Annotated in this window: 17 protein-coding genes, 1 tRNA gene and 2 pseudogenes; 10 read left to right on the plus strand and 10 right to left on the minus strand. The window is 71.3% G+C overall.

What is annotated here, in order from left to right:
- Window positions 1–176: 176 nt before the first annotated feature.
- The 4 genes from GA0070606_RS12780 to GA0070606_RS12795 all read left to right on the plus strand — a co-directional run bounded on the left by GA0070606_RS12780 (window position 177) and on the right by GA0070606_RS12795 (window position 3,185).
- A complete protein-coding gene (locus tag GA0070606_RS12780) occupies window positions 177–686 on the plus strand; it encodes a SigE family RNA polymerase sigma factor (protein WP_245724664.1) in 510 nt (169 codons plus the stop codon).
- An 11-nt stretch (window positions 687–697) separates the two neighbouring features.
- The gene (locus GA0070606_RS12785; protein ID WP_091098475.1) at window positions 698–1,804 is read left to right on the plus strand and encodes a hypothetical protein; all 1,107 of its coding nucleotides are present in this window, start codon (window positions 698–700) and stop codon (window positions 1,802–1,804) included.
- 121 nt (window positions 1,805–1,925) lie between these two features.
- Window positions 1,926–2,450, plus strand: coding sequence for a helix-turn-helix domain-containing protein (locus tag GA0070606_RS12790; protein ID WP_091098478.1), 525 nt, complete (start codon window positions 1,926–1,928; stop codon window positions 2,448–2,450).
- 135 nt (window positions 2,451–2,585) lie between these two features.
- Window positions 2,586–3,185 carry an ATP-dependent Clp protease proteolytic subunit gene (locus tag GA0070606_RS12795; RefSeq protein WP_091098483.1) on the plus strand — a complete coding sequence of 200 codons (600 nt, stop codon included), beginning with the start codon at window positions 2,586–2,588 and terminating at the stop codon, window positions 3,183–3,185.
- Between the two features lie 806 nt (window positions 3,186–3,991).
- Here the strand turns inward: GA0070606_RS12795 and GA0070606_RS12805 are convergent.
- From GA0070606_RS12805 to GA0070606_RS12820, 4 genes are all read right to left on the minus strand, one after another.
- Window positions 3,992–4,969, minus strand: coding sequence for a zinc-binding dehydrogenase (locus GA0070606_RS12805; protein ID WP_091098486.1), 978 nt, complete (start codon window positions 4,967–4,969; stop codon window positions 3,992–3,994).
- A gap of 86 nt (window positions 4,970–5,055) precedes the next feature.
- Complete coding sequence (locus GA0070606_RS12810) at window positions 5,056–5,985, minus strand: hypothetical protein (RefSeq protein ID WP_091098489.1); 930 nt, start codon at window positions 5,983–5,985, stop codon at window positions 5,056–5,058.
- 91 nt (window positions 5,986–6,076) lie between these two features.
- The gene (locus GA0070606_RS12815) at window positions 6,077–6,988 is read right to left on the minus strand and encodes a CU044_5270 family protein (protein ID WP_091098491.1); all 912 of its coding nucleotides are present in this window, start codon (window positions 6,986–6,988) and stop codon (window positions 6,077–6,079) included.
- Window positions 6,981–7,577 carry an RNA polymerase sigma factor gene (locus GA0070606_RS12820; RefSeq protein WP_091098495.1) on the minus strand — a complete coding sequence of 199 codons (597 nt, stop codon included), beginning with the start codon at window positions 7,575–7,577 and terminating at the stop codon, window positions 6,981–6,983. Before GA0070606_RS12820 ends, GA0070606_RS12815 begins: the two co-directional genes overlap by 8 nt.
- Window positions 7,578–7,807: 230 nt before the next feature.
- On the opposite strand from GA0070606_RS12820, the gene GA0070606_RS12825 reads away from it, so the two are divergent.
- Window positions 7,808–8,344 carry an alpha/beta hydrolase gene (locus GA0070606_RS12825; protein ID WP_091098498.1) on the plus strand — a complete coding sequence of 179 codons (537 nt, stop codon included), beginning with the start codon at window positions 7,808–7,810 and terminating at the stop codon, window positions 8,342–8,344.
- 89 nt (window positions 8,345–8,433) lie between these two features.
- On the opposite strand, the gene GA0070606_RS33260 is transcribed toward GA0070606_RS12825, so the two are convergent.
- Window positions 8,434–8,997 (minus strand): DUF4303 domain-containing protein, encoded by a 564-nt coding sequence (locus GA0070606_RS33260; RefSeq protein ID WP_091098502.1) that lies wholly within the window; start codon window positions 8,995–8,997, stop codon window positions 8,434–8,436.
- 125 nt (window positions 8,998–9,122) lie between these two features.
- Window positions 9,123–9,359, minus strand: a pseudogene (locus GA0070606_RS33700) (hypothetical protein); the annotation flags it as partial.
- On the opposite strand from GA0070606_RS33700, the gene GA0070606_RS32485 reads away from it, so the two are divergent.
- Window positions 9,328–9,612, plus strand: a complete 285-nt coding sequence (locus GA0070606_RS32485) for a hypothetical protein (RefSeq protein ID WP_218106202.1) — start codon at window positions 9,328–9,330, stop codon at window positions 9,610–9,612. The pseudogene GA0070606_RS33700 and the gene GA0070606_RS32485 sit on opposite strands and share 32 nt — an antisense overlap.
- 576 nt (window positions 9,613–10,188) lie before the next feature.
- On the opposite strand, the gene GA0070606_RS12845 is transcribed toward GA0070606_RS32485, so the two are convergent.
- Window positions 10,189–10,674 carry an HIT family protein gene (locus GA0070606_RS12845; protein WP_091098507.1) on the minus strand — a complete coding sequence of 162 codons (486 nt, stop codon included), beginning with the start codon at window positions 10,672–10,674 and terminating at the stop codon, window positions 10,189–10,191.
- Window positions 10,675–10,753: 79 nt separating this feature from the next.
- On the opposite strand from GA0070606_RS12845, the gene GA0070606_RS12850 reads away from it, so the two are divergent.
- Window positions 10,754–11,182: a site-specific integrase gene (locus tag GA0070606_RS12850; protein WP_245724665.1), complete on the plus strand. Its 429-nt coding sequence runs from the start codon at window positions 10,754–10,756 to the stop codon at window positions 11,180–11,182.
- Window positions 11,183–11,379: 197 nt separating this feature from the next.
- Here the strand turns inward: GA0070606_RS12850 and GA0070606_RS12855 are convergent.
- Window positions 11,380–11,452: transfer RNA gene (locus tag GA0070606_RS12855), tRNA-Arg, on the minus strand.
- Between the two features lie 343 nt (window positions 11,453–11,795).
- On the opposite strand from GA0070606_RS12855, the gene GA0070606_RS12860 reads away from it, so the two are divergent.
- A complete protein-coding gene (locus GA0070606_RS12860) occupies window positions 11,796–12,647 on the plus strand; it encodes an abortive infection family protein (RefSeq protein ID WP_141721659.1) in 852 nt (283 codons plus the stop codon).
- Between the two features lie 185 nt (window positions 12,648–12,832).
- Here GA0070606_RS12860 and GA0070606_RS12865 read toward each other — a convergent pair whose 3' ends face one another.
- Window positions 12,833–13,147, minus strand: a complete 315-nt coding sequence (locus GA0070606_RS12865; protein ID WP_245724666.1) for an NUDIX domain-containing protein — start codon at window positions 13,145–13,147, stop codon at window positions 12,833–12,835.
- Here GA0070606_RS12865 and GA0070606_RS12870 point away from each other — a divergent pair.
- Window positions 13,115–13,309: pseudogene (locus GA0070606_RS12870) on the plus strand (transposase); the annotation flags it as partial. The gene GA0070606_RS12865 and the pseudogene GA0070606_RS12870 sit on opposite strands and share 33 nt — an antisense overlap.
- On the opposite strand, the gene GA0070606_RS12875 reads toward GA0070606_RS12870, so the two are convergent.
- The gene (locus GA0070606_RS12875) at window positions 13,275–14,324 is read right to left on the minus strand and encodes a site-specific integrase (RefSeq protein ID WP_245724667.1); all 1,050 of its coding nucleotides are present in this window, start codon (window positions 14,322–14,324) and stop codon (window positions 13,275–13,277) included. The pseudogene GA0070606_RS12870 and the gene GA0070606_RS12875 overlap by 35 nt on opposite strands.
- A 759-nt stretch (window positions 14,325–15,083) precedes the next feature.
- Here GA0070606_RS12875 and GA0070606_RS12880 point away from each other — a divergent pair.
- Window positions 15,084–15,674 (plus strand): hypothetical protein, encoded by a 591-nt coding sequence (locus GA0070606_RS12880; RefSeq protein WP_245724668.1) that lies wholly within the window; start codon window positions 15,084–15,086, stop codon window positions 15,672–15,674.
- Window positions 15,675–16,029: the final 355 nt, after the last annotated feature.

Here is a 16,029-nt window from a genome sequence, read left to right on the forward strand (position 1 = left end):
TGAGGACCTGCCCCGCCTCCGTCGTCGCCTGCACGCCCACAACATAGCGGCCCGGACGGATTCCGCACGGCGAGGTCGCCAACCGGGGCAACCGGTCGGGCGTCCGGACCCGACTCCCGGGTGACAGACGCGGACCGACCCGGTCGAGGCCGGGCAGACGGAGGGGGTCATCCCTCGTGAGACGACGCGGCGGGCCGCCCGAGGCCGACGCCGAATACACCGACTACGTCCGGGCCGGGATGCCGCGATGGCGACGGACGGCCTACCTGATGTGCGGCGACTGGGACCGGGGCGACGACATCCTGCAGCGGGTGCTCACGGAGCTCTACCGCGGCTGGGCCCGGGCGCGACGGGCCGACAACCTCGACGCGCTGGTCCGCACCATGCTGGTGCGGCGGCTGATCGACGAGCGGCGACTGCGCTGGGCCCGGGTGGCGCTGGGCCACGCGCTGCCCGAGCGGGCGGCGGGCGGAGCCGACCCGACCGACCGGATCACCCTCGTGGGGGCGCTGCGCCGGCTCCCGCCGCGGCAGCGCGCGGTGCTAGTGCTCCGGTACTTCCAGGACCTCGGCGTCGACGAGACCGCCCGGACCCTCGGCTGCTCGCCCGGCACGGTGAAGAGCCAGGCGGCCAAGGGCCTGGCCACGCTGCGCACCCTGCTCACGCCCACCCTGACCGGCAACTGAGAGGAGCACCGATGCTCGACGAGCGCCAGGTCGCCGACCTGATGCGGCACGAGATCTACCCGGAACCGCCCTCGGGCGTACTCGACATCGACCGGGCGATGCGCACCGGCCGCCGGCAGCGCCGCGCGGCACGGGCCGCGGGCGGGGCGCTGCTGGCGGGCGCGCTGGTCGCCGGCGCGGCGGTCGCGCCGGGCCTGCTGGCCACGGACCGCCCACCCGTCGCGCAGCCCGGGGGGCCGGCGGCCGGCGGCAGCACCGGCCTCCCGGCCGCGCTGGCCACGGTCGACCCACAGCGGGTGTACGTCCGCTTCGGCTGGCTGCCGTCAGGTACGAGCCGCCTCTCCTACCACGCCGGGCTGCTCCAGTCCGGTCCCGGCGTGCTGCTCAACGCCGACTCCCGGCAGGACCCGCGGGACGACTGGCGCGGCGTGTCGGTCCGTCTGTACCCGAAGGGGGCGCAGCCGCAGGCGCCGCAGCGGGACGACGGCACCACGGCGTCGACCACCGGCACCGACGCGGGCCCGGAGCTGAACGGCGGGCCGAGCAGGTGGGCCGTCTACTCGCCGACGGCCGGGCCGGAGGCGGTGCTGCGATGGCGGTACGCCCCGGACGGCTGGGCGGAGGTGCGTGTCGTCGGCACCGAGGGGGAGGTGCGCGACACCGCGACCCGGGTGGCGCAGACGCTCCGGTTCGGCGACGACCCGGTGCCGATGCCCGCCACCGTCGAGGGCGTCCCCGACAACCTGCGGCTGCTCGAGGTGAGCGTCTCCGAGTCGGTCACCGGGTCGCACACCTGGTACGCGGGAACGACCTGGACGGCGGAGCCGGCCACCGCGGAGCCGGGGCGGCAGCGGGCGCGCACCCTCAGCGTCGGCTTCTCCCGTCCCGGCGGCGTCGCCGTGCCGGGCGCCAGAGAACTGCCCGCTCCGAACACCACCGTGGACGGGCACCGGGCGTACCGGCAGGGTGACCAGTCGCTGCTGGTCTACGACGTGGACGGGGTGGACGTGTTGATCGAGCACACCGGCGTCCTGCCCGTCGACGGCACCGGGGCGTTGTTCGCAACGGTCCGGCTGCGTCCCGGCGCCTCCGACTGGCACACCCACCTGCGCGGGTGACCCAACCCCACCCGGGGCACGCGGCCATCAGGTCGGCGTGCCCCGGGCTGGGCGGTCCACGGGGCGGGGGCAGGGCATGATGAGGGGTGTACCCGACGGCGACCACGAGAGTGAGGCCCGCATGTCGTTGCTGCGACGAGTGATCGGCGGGGTGCTGCGCCGGCTCCGCCTGCGGCAGGGCCGCACGCTACGCGAGGTGGCCGAGGCCGCCGGGGTCTCCGTGCCCTACCTGTCCGAGGTCGAACGCGGTCGCAAGGAGGCCTCCTCGGAGGTGCTCGCGGCGATCTGCCGGGCGCTCGGCATCCACCTGTCCGACCTGCTGGAGGAGGCGCGCGACGACCTGCGCCGGGTCGAGCCGCGCATCCCGGCCGCGCCCCGGGCGGGCCTGGCCCGCGCCGGGTCGGATCCGGCCGGCGTCGACCCGGTCGGGCTCCAGCGGGCGGACGTCGCCCGTGCCGTGCCGGTCACCCGGGTCGGCCTGCGTACCGGCGGGCCCCTGCTCCACCTGGCGCCGAGGGCCGGCGGGCCGACCGTACGGGTCGGGCGCCCCGCCTCCGCCGGGGGCGGTCGCCCCTGGCCGCGTACCGCCGCCGCGCTCGGCTGCGGGCGCTGCCGGTCCGGCCGACGGCGGCCGGTGGTCGTCTAGGTCGGCCGCTTTCCGCCCTCAGCGGATCTGCCCCCGGCAGAATCACTACGGCGACACGCCGCGCGCCGGGCAGTCTGGAGGGGCCGGTCCCCCGGGCGTCTCCGGTCGCCCGCCGGCACTGCGGGAGGGCGCGCGATGATCCCTACGGGCGTACGCATGTTGGACGGTGGGCATCCGTCCTTCGACGACCAGGTGTTCAACCGGCTGCTGAAGGAACGGATCATCTTTCTCGGCACCGAGGTGACCGACGAGTCGGCGAACCAGATCTGCGCCCAGATCCTGCTGCTCGCCGCCGAGGACGCGGAGCGGGACATCTTCCTCTACATCAACTCGCCGGGCGGCTCGGTGAGCGCGGGAATGGCCGTCTACGACACGATGCGCTACGTCAAGAACGACGTGGCCACCCTGGCGCTCGGCCTGGCCGGCTCGATGGGGCAGTTCCTGCTCTGCGCCGGTGCCGCCGGCAAGCGCTACGCGCTGCCCCACTCGCGGATCATGATGCACCAGCCGTCCGGCGGGATGGGTGGCACGGCCGCGGACATCACCATCCAGGCCGAGAACATGCTGCACGTGAAGCGGACCATGCAGGAGCTGATCGCCCAGCACAGCGGGCGCACCCTGGACGAGATCCAGCGGGACTGGGACCGCGACCGGTGGTTCACCGCCGAGCAGGCCCGCGAGTACGGCCTGATCGACAAGGTGCTCACGCGGGCCGAGCAGCTTCCCGCGAGCTGACGCGCGACCGGCTCCGGCGGCGGTGGCGACGACCGGTCGGCCTCGGGGGGCGGCCGGTCCGCCCGAACCCGTCGGCGTGACCGCGATCCTGGGCGACCGCCCGTTCCGGCGGTGGCCGCCGGTCCCGTGGTGGCCGCCGGTCCCGTGGTGACCCCCAGTCCGTGGTGACCGCGGTCCCGTGGTGCCCGCGGTCCCGTGGTGACCCCCGGTCCCGTGGTGACCCCCGGTCCCGGGCTGACGGCGGTCACCACCGTGGCGGCGGCCGGCGATGGTCCCGCCGGCCGCCGCGTCCCGCCGTCGGGCAGGTCGACGAAGTCGTCCAGGAGGCCCGGGGCGCTGTCGCCGTCGAGCCGGTAGGTGACGTTCGCGGCGTAGCAGGGGCCGTCACCGGTGATCGTCGTCGAGGCGAGGAGCCGCTGCCCGCCGACGGTGACGAAGTTCGGGCCGCCGGAGTCGCCGTAGCAGGCCCCGCCGTAGTTCCGGCTCTCGTTCGTGGCGAGCCGGACCCAGGTGTCGATGAACGCGTTGAAGGCACAGGGCCTCCGATGGGGAGGCGTGAAGCGTTACCGGCACCGGACGCGCCCCCTCGATCCGCGTCCGATCCCCGGTACGCATGGCGGCCGGTGACACCGCCGATACGCGGAGCCTATTCCCGGCGATGGGATTATGCGCGGGCTGCGGGCGCAGCGCCTTGCGGACGAATCTCGTTACAGCCGCGCCGGCCGTCCGGACGTCCCGCGACGCGCCGGCCGGGCACGCCGCAGGCGTGCCCGGCTGCGCGGGATGCTCCGTCCGCGGCCGGACCGTCACCGTTCGACGGTCAGCACCACCTTGCCCAGCGCCCGGCGCCCCTCCAGGTCGGCGTGCGCCGTGGCGGCGTCGGCCAGCGGATACGTCGTGACCAGCGGCCGCCACCAGCCCTTCCCGGCCAGCTCGACCGACCGGGCGGCGAGCGCCGGGATGCCGCCGGGCAGGGCGCGCATCCGCTGCCCCAGCCAGCCGACGGTCAGGCCGCTCGCGACCACGTCGTCGGTCCCGATCCGGGTCGCCTCGCCGGCCGACCAGCCGAACATCATGAACCGGCCGCCCGGCTTCATCAGCTCCAGGGCCGACCGGCCCACCGCGCCGCCGACTCCGTCGTACACCAGGCTCAGGCCGCCGACCTGTTCCCGCACCCGGTCCGCCCAGTCCGGGAGCCCGTAGTCCACGACCAGGTCCGCGCCGAGTTCGTGCAGCCTCGCCGTCCGGCCGGCGCCCCGCGCCGCCGCCACCACCGTGGCGCCGGTCGTCCGCGCGGCCTGGACCAGCAGCCAGCCCACCCCGCCGGCCGCCGACGGCACGAAGACGACGTCGCCGGCCGCCGGCGGCTCCAGGTCGAAGACGCCGAGCGCGGTCCGGCCCGTGCCGACCGCCGCCACCGCCTCGGCGCAGCCCAGGCTCGGCGGTACGACGTGGAGCGACTCGACCGCCGTGACCGCCTGCTCCGCGTAGCCGCCCGGCACCATGCCCAGGTGGGCGACCACCCGCCTGCCCCGCCACGACTCGTCGACGCCCTCACCCAGGTCGTCGACGACGCCCGCGACCTCCCGCCCCGGGATGGTGGGCAGCTCGGGCGGCGGCATCGGGCCGCCGGCCTCGCCCCGACGCAGGCTGGTGTCGAGCAGGTGTACGCCGCTGGCCGACACCGCGATCCTGACCTGGCCGGGGCCGGGCGACAGGTCGGGCACCTCGCCGAGAACGAGGTTCTCCGGAGGACCGAACTCGTGAAGCTGAATCGCACGCATGCCCCCATCCGACTACCTCAACCTCACTTGAGGTCAACCTGCGGCACGGTGGCTCCGGTCACTGCGGAGCGACGGGTCCACCGAGGTCAGGGGCGTACGGGGCGGTGCGCCGCGGGGTTCACCAGTTGAGCGGCGACGTCGGCGCAGATCGACGCACCGTATTCGAGGCCCCGCTCGTCGGGATAGCGCGTCTGCACCGCCAGGACCCACCTGTCGCTGATGGCGAGGCAGTTGACGTGCCAGTTGCCGTCGTAGGCGAGGGAGGTCCAACCGTTCTTGATGCTGACCGGCTCCGCGTCGAGCAGTTCCGCCGGCAGCCCGTCGATGATGCCCCACCGGCCGCCCTGCCTCGTCGCCCGCTGATCCTTCCTGGCGGTGGTGCCCCAGACGTTGCGCATCTCCTCGAGGACCCAGTCGGTCCACTCGGGGCCGGCGGCACGGCCGCTCCGGACGCAGTCGCCCAGTCGCACCGCGTCCTGGGCGCTCATCTCGGTGAAGCTCCACCACCCGACGTATCCGGGCACGGTGCCGGGCCTCGTGTTGGTCAACCGACACAACTTGATCATCCGTCGGACCACCGCCTGCCGACCGCCGAGATCGTAGAGAGCTTCGGTCGAGTCGTCGGAGCTGTACCGGATCGCATGGCTGGCCTGCCTGAGGCGTACGTCCGAGGGCTTGCGGCCTGCCTCCGTGCTCCGGCGCAGGAAGTCGGAGACGATCCAGACCTTGATCATCGATTCGGTGGAGTTGGTTGACGTCGCACTGTTCGGCGAACCGGCGATCCGTCCGCCCGCGCGGTCCAGCAGCGCCCACGCGAGGAACCCCTCCACCGGCACCGACACCGGCCCCGCGACCAGCGTCGGCGGTGGCAGGCTCGGCGTCGCGGTGGGAGCAACGAAGTCGGGGCCGGTCGGACCGGGGTCGGTGGCGAATCTGGCGAACGCGGCGGGGGCCAGCAGGACGCCACCGGCCAGGATCGTCATCACCGCGAACGCCAGTGCCAGGCGTGGACGCATGGGAGTCGACCTCCAGTGGTGTGGTGTGGGACAGCAGCCGTGGATGCCGGGCGGGCCGCGCCGGGGCGGCCCGCCCTGGTGGTACGCGAGGTCAGCCGGTCTGACCGACCTTGTCGACGACGGTGAGGCTCACCATCGCCGAGGTCCCCTGGGTGCCGAGGAAGGCATGGGTCCCGGCGTCGAAGACGAGCACGTTCAGCCCTCCTCCGTTCGGCACGTCCCAGGTGATTCCGATGCCCGGCCGGCCCGCGCCGTCGCTGACGTTCTCCACGGCCCGTAGACCCGGCATCGCGGCCGCTGCCTCGTACAGCGCGGCCCGTGACTGCGGTCGGAGATAGCTGCCGGCGAGGATGTGCACCTCCTTGCCGACGGCGTTCACCGAGCCGGAGCCGCCGCTGTGCTGCTCGGCCAGGTAGGCCCGCATGGCGGCCGCGTCGGTGGGCACGTCGGTGCGGTACGCCGGCTGCGGGGTGCACGGCTCGGTCCGGCCCGGGAGCGCCTTGTCGCCCTTGATGAGGGCGGCCCGCCCGTTCCGGCAGCCCGGAAGGACGGTCGTCTCCGTGCCGCCCGCCGGTGCGGTCTGCCGCACCAGGCCGTCCCGGGTGCCGTCCACCGACTGCCAGACCTCGTGGAACGCCTGGCCGTACTGGGTGCGCCGATAGATGAACTGGTCGGACCGGGGCACGATGTCGGGCGTCCGGAGCGAAGCGGCCGCAGCGTTCCGCAGCACCTGGCGGGCGTCGGCCTTGGCGGCGGGCACGTCCCCGCCGAGCCCATCGGGAGCGAGCACGACCACCGAGGTGACCGCCACCGCGACTCCCGCCGCCACCAGTCCGCCGAACACGAGCCGCCAGCTACGTCGGGTCGTACGACGGGCCGGTGTCGGAGCCGGGGCCGGTGGGGCCATCGCGGCCAGGAGCCGGGCGCGGGCCGGGGCCAACTGCTCGGGGGTGGCCGGCGGGACCTCCTCGCCGATCCGCTGGAGCAGCCGCATGTCATCCATTGCTCATTGCCTCCTCGATCGTGATGTTGATGTCGCCGCCCAGCGCCTGGCGAAGCAGCCTGCGGGCGCGGTTGAGCCGTGACCGCACGGTGCCGACCGGGATCGCGAGCGCGGCGGCGACCTGGTCGTAGGTCAGTTCCTCCCAGGCGATCAGGAGCAGCGCGTCCCGATCGCCGGCGGAGAGCTCGGTCAGGGCGTGGAGCAGGGTGTGGCGCAGCGACTGCGCGGTGACCACGGTGGCCACCCGGTCGGCGTGCGACGCCTCACTCGTCGTGGGGACGCACGCCTGCCGCAGCCGGTACTCGCGCTCTTCCTCGCGTCGGTGCTGGCTGACGAGGTTGGTCGCGATTCCGTAGAGCCACGGCCGGGCGTCCGGGTAGACGGTGTCGTACCGCTCCCGGCGCCGAAACGCCGCCAGGAACGTCTCGGCGGCCAGGTCGTCGGCGATCCCCGCACCGAGCCGCCTCGCGAGATAGCGGTGGATGTGCGCTGCGTGCCGGTCGAAGATCGCGGCGAAGCTCTCCGGGTCCCGGATGGACCGCTCGATGACTTCCGCGTCCGTCAGCGCGCCGATGTCGACAGTGGTCATTTGTCTTGGACGTTTCATGCACGACCTTTCACGAGCCGAGCCGGGAAGCCATCACCTGTCATCCGCAGGTCGCCGGGAAAAGGTTCACGGTCCGACGCGCAACTCGCTCCGCAGCACCTCGCGGGCCGCCGCCTGATCGGTTCCGGCCCGGCCGAGGAGTCGGCCGGCGGGGTGGGCTGTCCCCTCCGGGCAGGTGCGCGACCAACACGGCATGCACGTAGGGTCGTCGCATGGCTGACGCGGTCGTGATTCCCGGCGCCAGGTTCGGCCCGGGCGTTCCCCTGCTGATGTACGGCGGCGACGTGGCGGAGCAGCGGGGCGCGACGGTGCACCGACACTCGTGGTCCCAGGAACTTCCGGCTCTCGACGAGCCGGCGATCGAGGGCTGGGTCAGCGGCCAGGTGGTGCCGCTGATCGACTCCGTGGGCGGTTGCCCGCTGCTGGTCGCCAAGTCGCTCGGCACGAACGCGGCGGCGATCGCCGCCGAGAGGTCCCTGCCCGCCGTGTGGCTGACGCCCCTGCTCACCATGCCCTGGGTAGCCGACGCGCTGAGTCGTGCGACCGCGCCGTGCCTGCTCGTGGGCGGCACTGCCGACAAGTTGTGGGACGGTGACCTCGCCCGCCGGCTGTCACCCCACGTGCTGGAGGTCGACGGCGCCGACCACGGCATGTACGTTCCCGGTCCACTCACGGAGTCGATCGCGGTGCTCGGCCGGGTCGTCGTCGCCGTGGAGGAGTTCCTCGATGCGATCGGCTGGCCGAGCTAGGCCGGGCCCCGCATGTGCTGGCGCCCGGAAACTCGGAAAGCGGCGGATGCGCGCCGCGGAACCGACGAAGCCGTCCGGCCGCCCGAAGGTCACGCCTCCGCGCACTCCCGCAGGTGCCCGGCCAGTCCGGGGGCGGTCGCGAGCACCAGTGGATCAACGCTGGCGCGGATCAGATCGGCCTCCTCGTCACCTCGCTGGCCATCGAGAATGACGACGACGAAGTCGGCCGGAAGCAGATCGTGGATGCCGCCCCGACGGGCGGTCACGGTCATCGCCCTGCACACTCGGGCCATGGCGTCATCGTGCGCCGCCTCTAGCGTCTCCATCGCCGCGTCCCGGTCGGCATCAGTGCCGGCGGGCCCGAGAAACTCCTCGCTCAGGCGGTGGTACCACGGCCGCATCGCGTCGCTTGCGGCGTCCAGGACGTCCCACCGCCACTCCGCTGGGGCGAACCGCGTCGAGTACCCGTGGTCCCGGCTCACCTCGGCCTCGGCGTTGGCGGCGAGGGCCGGCGGGAGGATCTGGACGCCGTCGCTGTAGAACAGGTGAAAGGCCGCGGCGTACAGCCGCTCGTCCGGATGCGCTGCGGCGAGGCCGGCCAGGCTCCGACATCCGTTGTCGTGCCACGCCGCCTCGAAGGCGTCCCAATCCACCGACGCACGCTACCGCGAGCCCGAGGCCTCCCCGGTCCCGGCTCGTTCGCGCGCGGCGAGATTGTCCGGGACGTGCGTCTCGGCCCACTGCCGTACGGCACGCAGCGGGACCGGCAGGAACGACCGAGGTCGGTCAGGGCGTCTTCGACGTGCGGCGGGTTGCCGCCCCGGCCGGTACGGGCGATCAGGCCGTCAGCCTCCATGGCGCGCAGTGTCTCGGTGAGGGCTTCTGGGTGATGCCGCCGGCTTGGTACTCGCCGCGTCCTACCTCGGCTTCCTCGCGGCCACCGCCCTGGGACACGGCTGGGGCCTCCTGGCCGTCGCCGCGCGGTGTCCGTGGTCTGCATTGTCGGCGAGATCATCTACGCGGGCAGCGCCACCGCGCTCGCTCCGGTCCGTGTCCTGGGCCGCGCCCTCGCCCGATTCCAGGTCTCCACGGGCTTCGGCCTCGCGGTCTCCCCGGCGGTCATCACCGCTCTCGCCTCGCGCGGCTCGGCCGCCCTGTGGGGCAGCCGCACCGCTGCCACGCTCCTCTCCGCCTCCGCCGTTGCCACCGGAAAGAACCGAGGAACGCCGCTCATTGGTGGCCGCCGCCGGGCGCGAGCAGGCTCGTGAGCGCGGCGAACGTCTACGCGACGTGCATCGGCGGCGACCGTGCCCGGATGAACGAGCGGATCGAGCGGTCTGCTCAGGTGATGACAAGTTCGGTCGGCAGTACTCCGCCGGACGCATCGCGACCTTCGCGCGAAGCGAAGAACGTGACCCGACCAGCCTGCGTGCGGTGGTCGACTACTGGTGGGCCCTTTCCACGACGCGAAGCGCAACAAGGCTGGCGCTGCCCTCACCGAGGCGCCCTGGGTTCGGCTCCACCTGAGCTACCACTGAATCGGAGAGGCCGGGCGAGCTCTGCTGACCGGCGGCAAGCCGCGTAGCGGCGCGGCAGCCATGCCCCGCCCTCGGCGACGGCCAACCACTCTCGCGGTCGTCACGGCACCACTTGGGAGCGTCCCGCATCGGCGACCTTCGCATCACGAGATCAAGTTGTCGCCCCGCCGGCCTGGGCACCTGAGGGTCTACCAGCGGAAACGCCTCTCGACATCTCGCACCACTCCCCTGCCGTCCGCCGACCTCTTGCGGACTCGACGCGGACCGCTCGCCTGGCTGCCCGCGCGTGACCGCTGGGCCTCGTGGCTACTGGCCCAGGGCGGGCCCGGCCCCCACACGAGCGGCAGAGGTCACCCCCTCGCGAACGGCAGCTGCTGCCGCGTCCAGCTCGACGCGCTCCCTGCGCCGCCAGTCCGCGTCGATACGGAAGGTGTCACCGGCGAAGCGCGGGAACACGTGCAGGTGCACATGGAAGATCTCCTGGAACGCAGCTGCTCCGTCGGCGAGGAACATGTTGACCCCCTCGCACCGCAGCGTGGAACGGCGAAGCGCTCCGGCGAGCCGGTGAGCCCGCGTCCACATCCGTCCACCGACATCCTCGGGCAAGTCTTCCAAGCCAACGGCGTGCAGGCGTGGCACGACGAGCAGATGCCCCGGAGTCACCGGGTGCAAGTCCATGAATGCCACGATCTCGTCATCCTGATGGACCAGGCTTGCTTCCACTTCACCTCGCACGATGGCGCAGAAGATGCAGCCGTCTGCCTGGGCGAGCCCGTTTCCAGTCAAGGTCATGCACGAAACGTAGCCATCCCGGCTGACGCTGGTCGACAACCGGCCCCAGGCGGGCAAGCGGTGGACCAACAGCGGCGAGGTGCACGACCGGCGCGGGCTGAAGCACCGGGCGGCAGCGGAATCCCGGGTCGTGCCGATCCCGCCGGAGCTGGTGGGCATCCTGCGGCGGCATGTCGACCGGTTCGGCGTCGTCGATGACGGTCGGCTGTTCCCCAGCAGCAAGGGAAACGTGGTGGCAGCGTCGACGTACTCGCGGGTGTGGAAGGCAGCGCGGGAGCTGGCGCCGACTCCGGTGCAGGTGGCGTCCCCGCTGGCCGGGCGGCCGTACGACCTGCGCCACGCGGCGGTGTCGCTGCGGCTGACCTCCGGTGTTCCGGCAACCGACGTCGCCGCCCGCGCGAGGCACTCCGTGGACGTGCTGCTGAAGGTGTACGCCAAGTGCATCGACGGCCAGGAGGCGACGGTGAACCAGCGGATCGAGGACGCGTTGGGCGGCTCGGGTGCGTAGTCTCTACGGCGGCCTCACCAGTCCGGATCTTGGCGCGCACAGCCGGTGCGACCTGGGAAAACGCCACCAAGATCAATCCGTGAATAGTCCGTGGACAGCGACAACGGCGGCTCCGGGCGGCACACCACTGCACAGGTCGACCGATCGACGCGGAACCTTATCCGCAGGTCAGGAAGCGTTTTTGCTGATCTTCGAGGTGCCCCCGGCAGGATTCGAACCTGCGACACACGGTTTAGGAAACCGTTGCTCTATCCCCTGAGCTACGGGGGCGCGAGCGCCTAGTGTAGCGACCTGCGGGTTCACCTGGGGTGGCAGGGAGTGGCCCGCGTTCACCCGCGTCACCCGGACCCCCGTTCTCCCAGCCTAGGACCACACCCGGAGCACACGAACCCCGGTTTGCGACCGGCGGTCAGCCGCAGTGACCCGCGTTGGCACCGGTTCACCCGGGTTGGTACCCGCTGGAGAGCACACACCGCGCACATCATCGAAGATCACCGGTCCGTAGCCAGGTCGCACGAATCCTGGTGACGCGAGTGAAACCCTCGGTCTGGCGCCGTTGACCTACGTCGTAACAGGTCGCCGAGATGCCTGTTCCTCGATACTCTGGGCGACCGTGACGATCCGTAGTCTCGTGCCGCTACCCGTCCGTCGCCACTTTCGCGATCTCAGCGCCGGCTACAGCACCCTCCGGCTGATCGCGGGCATGTGGGAGGACCAAGGGTTCACGCCGTCCGGTGATCCGAACGACGAGACGAGCGAGCGGCGAGGATTCTGGCGTGAGTTCGAGGACAACGTGGACTGGACCGATCCCACCCACGTGAACCGTGTTCTGCGTGTGTACGAGACGCTGATCGACGCGATGCCACCAGAAGCGTTGGTGAGCACCCGCAAGTTCATGGAACGGCAAGGCTTCGACGTCGACCTTGAGGGCAGGATCAGCCCGAAGTCAGACAGCGCCCTCCCCGCTGCGGCGACGATGCCACGGGCGCTGACGGCGCTGCGAGACCCGGAGATGATCCTGGACTCGTTCGAACGAATCAACAGGGCACTCCCGAGCGACCCAGCCCAGGCCATCGGATCCGCGAAGGAACTGGTCGAGGCAACCGCAAAAACCGTGCTCGAAGAGCTGGGCATCTCGTTCGACGGCAAGACCGCTAAGCTGCCTCAGCTCATCGACAGGGCACAGCGCGAACTCGGGCTTCACCCGCAGACCGTCGCACCGGGGCCGGATGGCAGCCAGGCTGTCAAGCGCATCCTCGGCGGGCTGTCGGGCATCGCGCTCGGCCTCGGTGAACTGCGCAACGAGGGCTGGGGCACCGGCCACGCCGCACGCCGCACAGGGCTGCGTCCTCGTCACGGTTACCTCGCGGTCGGAGCGGCGCACACCTGGTGCCAGGTCATCCTCGACACGCTCGCCGATCCGGCCGCACCTTGGCGGGCGCAGGCAGGCGTCACGGCAAGGTGATCCCTCACCTGCGCGGGATGGGTAAGAATAATCGAGCCGAGGGGCCGGACTCCCTCAGACCAGCTCCCTGCGGTCCCACGCAGTCCCGAACGACGCCCAGCGCCCGCATCAGCACGGGCTGCGCTGGACCAGTTCGCGCAGTTCCTCTTCCCGATTGGTTCCTCTGATTGCCGATGGGACTCCGGTCAGCCGAATAACCGGCCCACGAGGGCGCCCTGACCGGACTGCAGGACGTGCGCCGTGCGTAACGGTATCCAGAAGCACTCGAACTGGGTGGGCTCCTGCTCGCCGTCGTGGTCTTCCTGGCTCGCCCATCGCTCAGGCGTCGGCCCGCGCAGCGCCAGCTCGAAGACGTGGCGACGCTGGATCTCGAAGCGGAGCGGGCTGATGTCGTACTCGATCTCCCCCAGCTTGCGCACGACGGTGAAGCCGGTCAGTCCCGTCTCTTCGCGGGCCTCGCGCAGCGCCGCGTCCGGCGAGCGATCAAGGCCCGCGGCCACTTCCCGAACGAGCAGGCCGCGTTGAAGTGTCTGTACCTGGTGACCCGGTCCCTGGACCCCACCGGAGCAGGCAGAGCCCGATGGACGATGCGCTGGAAACCCGCGTTGAACGCCTTCGCCATCACCTTCAGCGACCGCTTCCCAGCCGCTGAAACCTACTAACCAAGATCGCCGGAAACACCGTTGGCGAGACAGCCCCCAGTTCCTTGGTGACGCTCTGGTAGGTGTCCCGGGTGAGGGTCGTGGTGGAATGGCCGAGTTGTTCGGCGAGGACCTTGATGTCGACACCGGCATCGAGGGCCACGGTGGCGGCGCCGTGGCGGAGGTCGTGCAGCCGGATCGGAGGCAGCCCAGCCTTGCGGACGAGCCTGCGGAAGCGTTGGGTGACGGCGTTGGGGTGCCAGGGCTGCCCGTCGGGCCGGACGAAGAACAGGCCGGTGTCGGGCCAGCTGCTGCCGGCGGCAAGCTGCCAGGCGGCACGGCGGACCCTGTAGGCGGCGAGGACCTTGACGGTCTCGGCGTCGAGCATCAGGTCGCGGGTGCCGGCCCTGCTCTTGGGGGGCTTCTGCACCGCCGTGTAGCCGTGGGTGGCGATCTGGTTGTTGATCGTCGTCTCGCGGCGGTCGAGGCGGACCTCGCTGTCGCGCAACCCGCACGCCTCACCCCGGCGGGGCCCGCGGTAGGCCATGTAGTGCCACATCGGGTACAGGTCGGGGGCGTGAGCGGCTGCGTAGTCGAGAAACCGCACGATCTGCGTGTCGGTCCACACCATCACGGGGCCGGGCACCTCCCCGGTGGCCCCCCACCGCCGTACCCGTTCGTCCTCCCAGACGACGGGCAGCGGCCGGCTGGCGGGAGTCTTGACCAGCGCCGCGGGGTTGGAGCCGACGATGAGTTCGTCGGCGAGGGCGTCGTTGATCGCCTTGCGTAGGCAGGCGCGGATGCGCTGACGGGTCGAGGGCCCGGTCGGACGGACACCGGCGACCGTGGCGCGGACTCCGGGATCGGTGCTGGCCTTCGCGGTACGGATCTCCTCGTTGCGGTTCTCGATGGCGGTGAACATGGCACGGACGTGGCCGGTACGCAGCTTGTCCAACGGGATCTGGCCGAGATGCGGGATGAGGTGTACCCGCACGATCCGGGCCGCCCGTGGTGACGGCGCACGACCGGCTGCCACGCACGTGAGGCTGGCAGCAGCCTGACCGCTGACCGATCCCGACGCGGGTCCGACCGTCTGGTCGGACCCGCCGTCGGCGTACGGCTTCGAGCGCAGAGCCGGGTACGCCACCGGGCATATGGCAGCCATCTGCGGCTGCGGCTCGCGGCCGAACCTGTCTGGAAACGGTCAACTACAGCCAGTCGTGCTGGTCGACCCGGCGGCGTCCGGATCTACCGAGTTGAGTGCACCCGCTGACGTCACGTGACGCCGCCTCCACCATAGATATAGAACATTGGTCAATCGTCCATCTTCGAATGCGCGCCGTTGTGGGATGCTTGATCCACGGGAACGGACGCGTGGCGGAACTGGCGAGCTTTCGTTGGCGGACAAGCCGAACTAGAGAATTTTGATGACGAACTCCAGTCGGACGTCTCGCTCGTCGGAGGACCCGCTATATTCGGTCCTTACACTCTATCAACAGTCATCCGAGACTCCGACACGGTTCGCCCAGCCATCGCTGTCCATGCTGGCGTACACGCCAACCTCATATCCGAGGCCGTCGTGGACGGGAAGCTTGCGAAATCCGACTCACCGAAAGCAGTCCCTATCAGGGAGGCTGACGAGCAGGCTATACCTACTGATCGACTGCCGGGTCTATCACTGCGGCCCTCGGAATTGCGCATAGATTGGCCCTAGCATTCGGTCGTCGTCCGCGAATCTCTGCCGCGCCGCGTCAGTGAGAGGTAGTTGGTCGGCAATTAACCGGCGCAGGGTGTCGTGGAGGCCAACGATGCTTCTTTCAACAAGCCTGAAGTCGGTGTACGCGGCCTTACCGCGGTGCGAGAGGTTACTTCGGACCCGGTACCAGGCGTCGTGGCCCGCGACGGCGGCCTGCTGGGCACCTTCGCCATGTACCACCGCGTCCCGCGCATCCCGCAGGACACCGACCTCGCCCTCGCCCGGGTCTTCGCCGGCACTGCCGCCCTGGCCATCGAACGCCACCACATCGAACAGGCGAAGGCGGCCGCCGAAGCACGCGCCAAGGCCGCCCATGACGAGCTGGCCAAGGCGGTACGCGCCGAGCGTGAGCTGCGCGCCGAGGCCGAACAACGCGCCGCGGCAGCCGCGGAACTGGCCGACCGGATGCGCGCCGCCGCGGCCGCGCAGGCCGCCACGCCGCGACCCGAGCAGTGCCAGCTCGGCGGTAGCGACGCGTGCGACGCACCGGCCGAGCTCAAGATTGCCGACTCGTGGGGGGACTCGGCGTGGGGATGTCCCGCTCACGTCGAGGAGGCCATCCTCAACGTGCGATCGGTGTTCATCGCCAACAAAGCGCTCGGAGGCCTGGCCGCCTACCTCAATCGCTAGCACGACGGAGCGTCGGCGGTCCCACGAGGCGTCGTACCTGTTCGATGGTCTCCGCTGAGCGTTCCTGGTCGCGGCGTCCGCCTGGGTGTCGCCACGCGCGGTCGTCCCTGCCGCCCACCCGACGCGCTGCGGCGAGGAGGCGCGGGGTCGGATCCTCAACTACCGCGCAAGATCTCCCGACCGCCGAGGCACGCGCTGAGGATCTCCAGTACTGTGGCTGAATCCTGTAATCGATCAGTAACGCAAGCCTTCGCACAATGGATGCTCCGGAGGACGCCATCATGCTGAGCCTCGCGGCCAGCCCGCTCGCTACAACTGTCTACTTTGGAGCTTTGAGACGCGGCGGGCAATTCCG

Origin of the sequence: Micromonospora citrea, assembly GCF_900090315.1 — a bacterium.
GTDB classification, from domain to species: domain Bacteria; phylum Actinomycetota; class Actinomycetes; order Mycobacteriales; family Micromonosporaceae; genus Micromonospora; species Micromonospora citrea.

What these genes read in the sequence shown, in the direction of transcription:
- GA0070606_RS12785 (WP_091098475.1), top strand. Translation starts at nt 698, where the DNA reads ATGCTCGACGAGCGCCAGGTCGCCGACCTGATGCGGCACGAGATCTAC.
- GA0070606_RS12790 (WP_091098478.1), top strand. Translation starts at nt 1,926, where the DNA reads ATGTCGTTGCTGCGACGAGTGATCGGCGGGGTGCTGCGCCGGCTCCGC.
- GA0070606_RS12795 (WP_091098483.1), top strand. Translation starts at nt 2,586, where the DNA reads ATGATCCCTACGGGCGTACGCATGTTGGACGGTGGGCATCCGTCCTTC.
- GA0070606_RS12805 (WP_091098486.1), bottom strand. Translation starts at nt 4,969, where the DNA reads ATGCGTGCGATTCAGCTTCACGAGTTCGGTCCTCCGGAGAACCTCGTT.
- GA0070606_RS12810 (WP_091098489.1), bottom strand. Translation starts at nt 5,985, where the DNA reads ATGCGTCCACGCCTGGCACTGGCGTTCGCGGTGATGACGATCCTGGCC.
- GA0070606_RS12815 (WP_091098491.1), bottom strand. Translation starts at nt 6,988, where the DNA reads ATGGATGACATGCGGCTGCTCCAGCGGATCGGCGAGGAGGTCCCGCCG.
- GA0070606_RS12820 (WP_091098495.1), bottom strand. Translation starts at nt 7,577, where the DNA reads ATGACCACTGTCGACATCGGCGCGCTGACGGACGCGGAAGTCATCGAG.
- GA0070606_RS12825 (WP_091098498.1), top strand. Translation starts at nt 7,808, where the DNA reads ATGGCTGACGCGGTCGTGATTCCCGGCGCCAGGTTCGGCCCGGGCGTT.
- GA0070606_RS12845 (WP_091098507.1), bottom strand. Translation starts at nt 10,674, where the DNA reads ATGACCTTGACTGGAAACGGGCTCGCCCAGGCAGACGGCTGCATCTTC.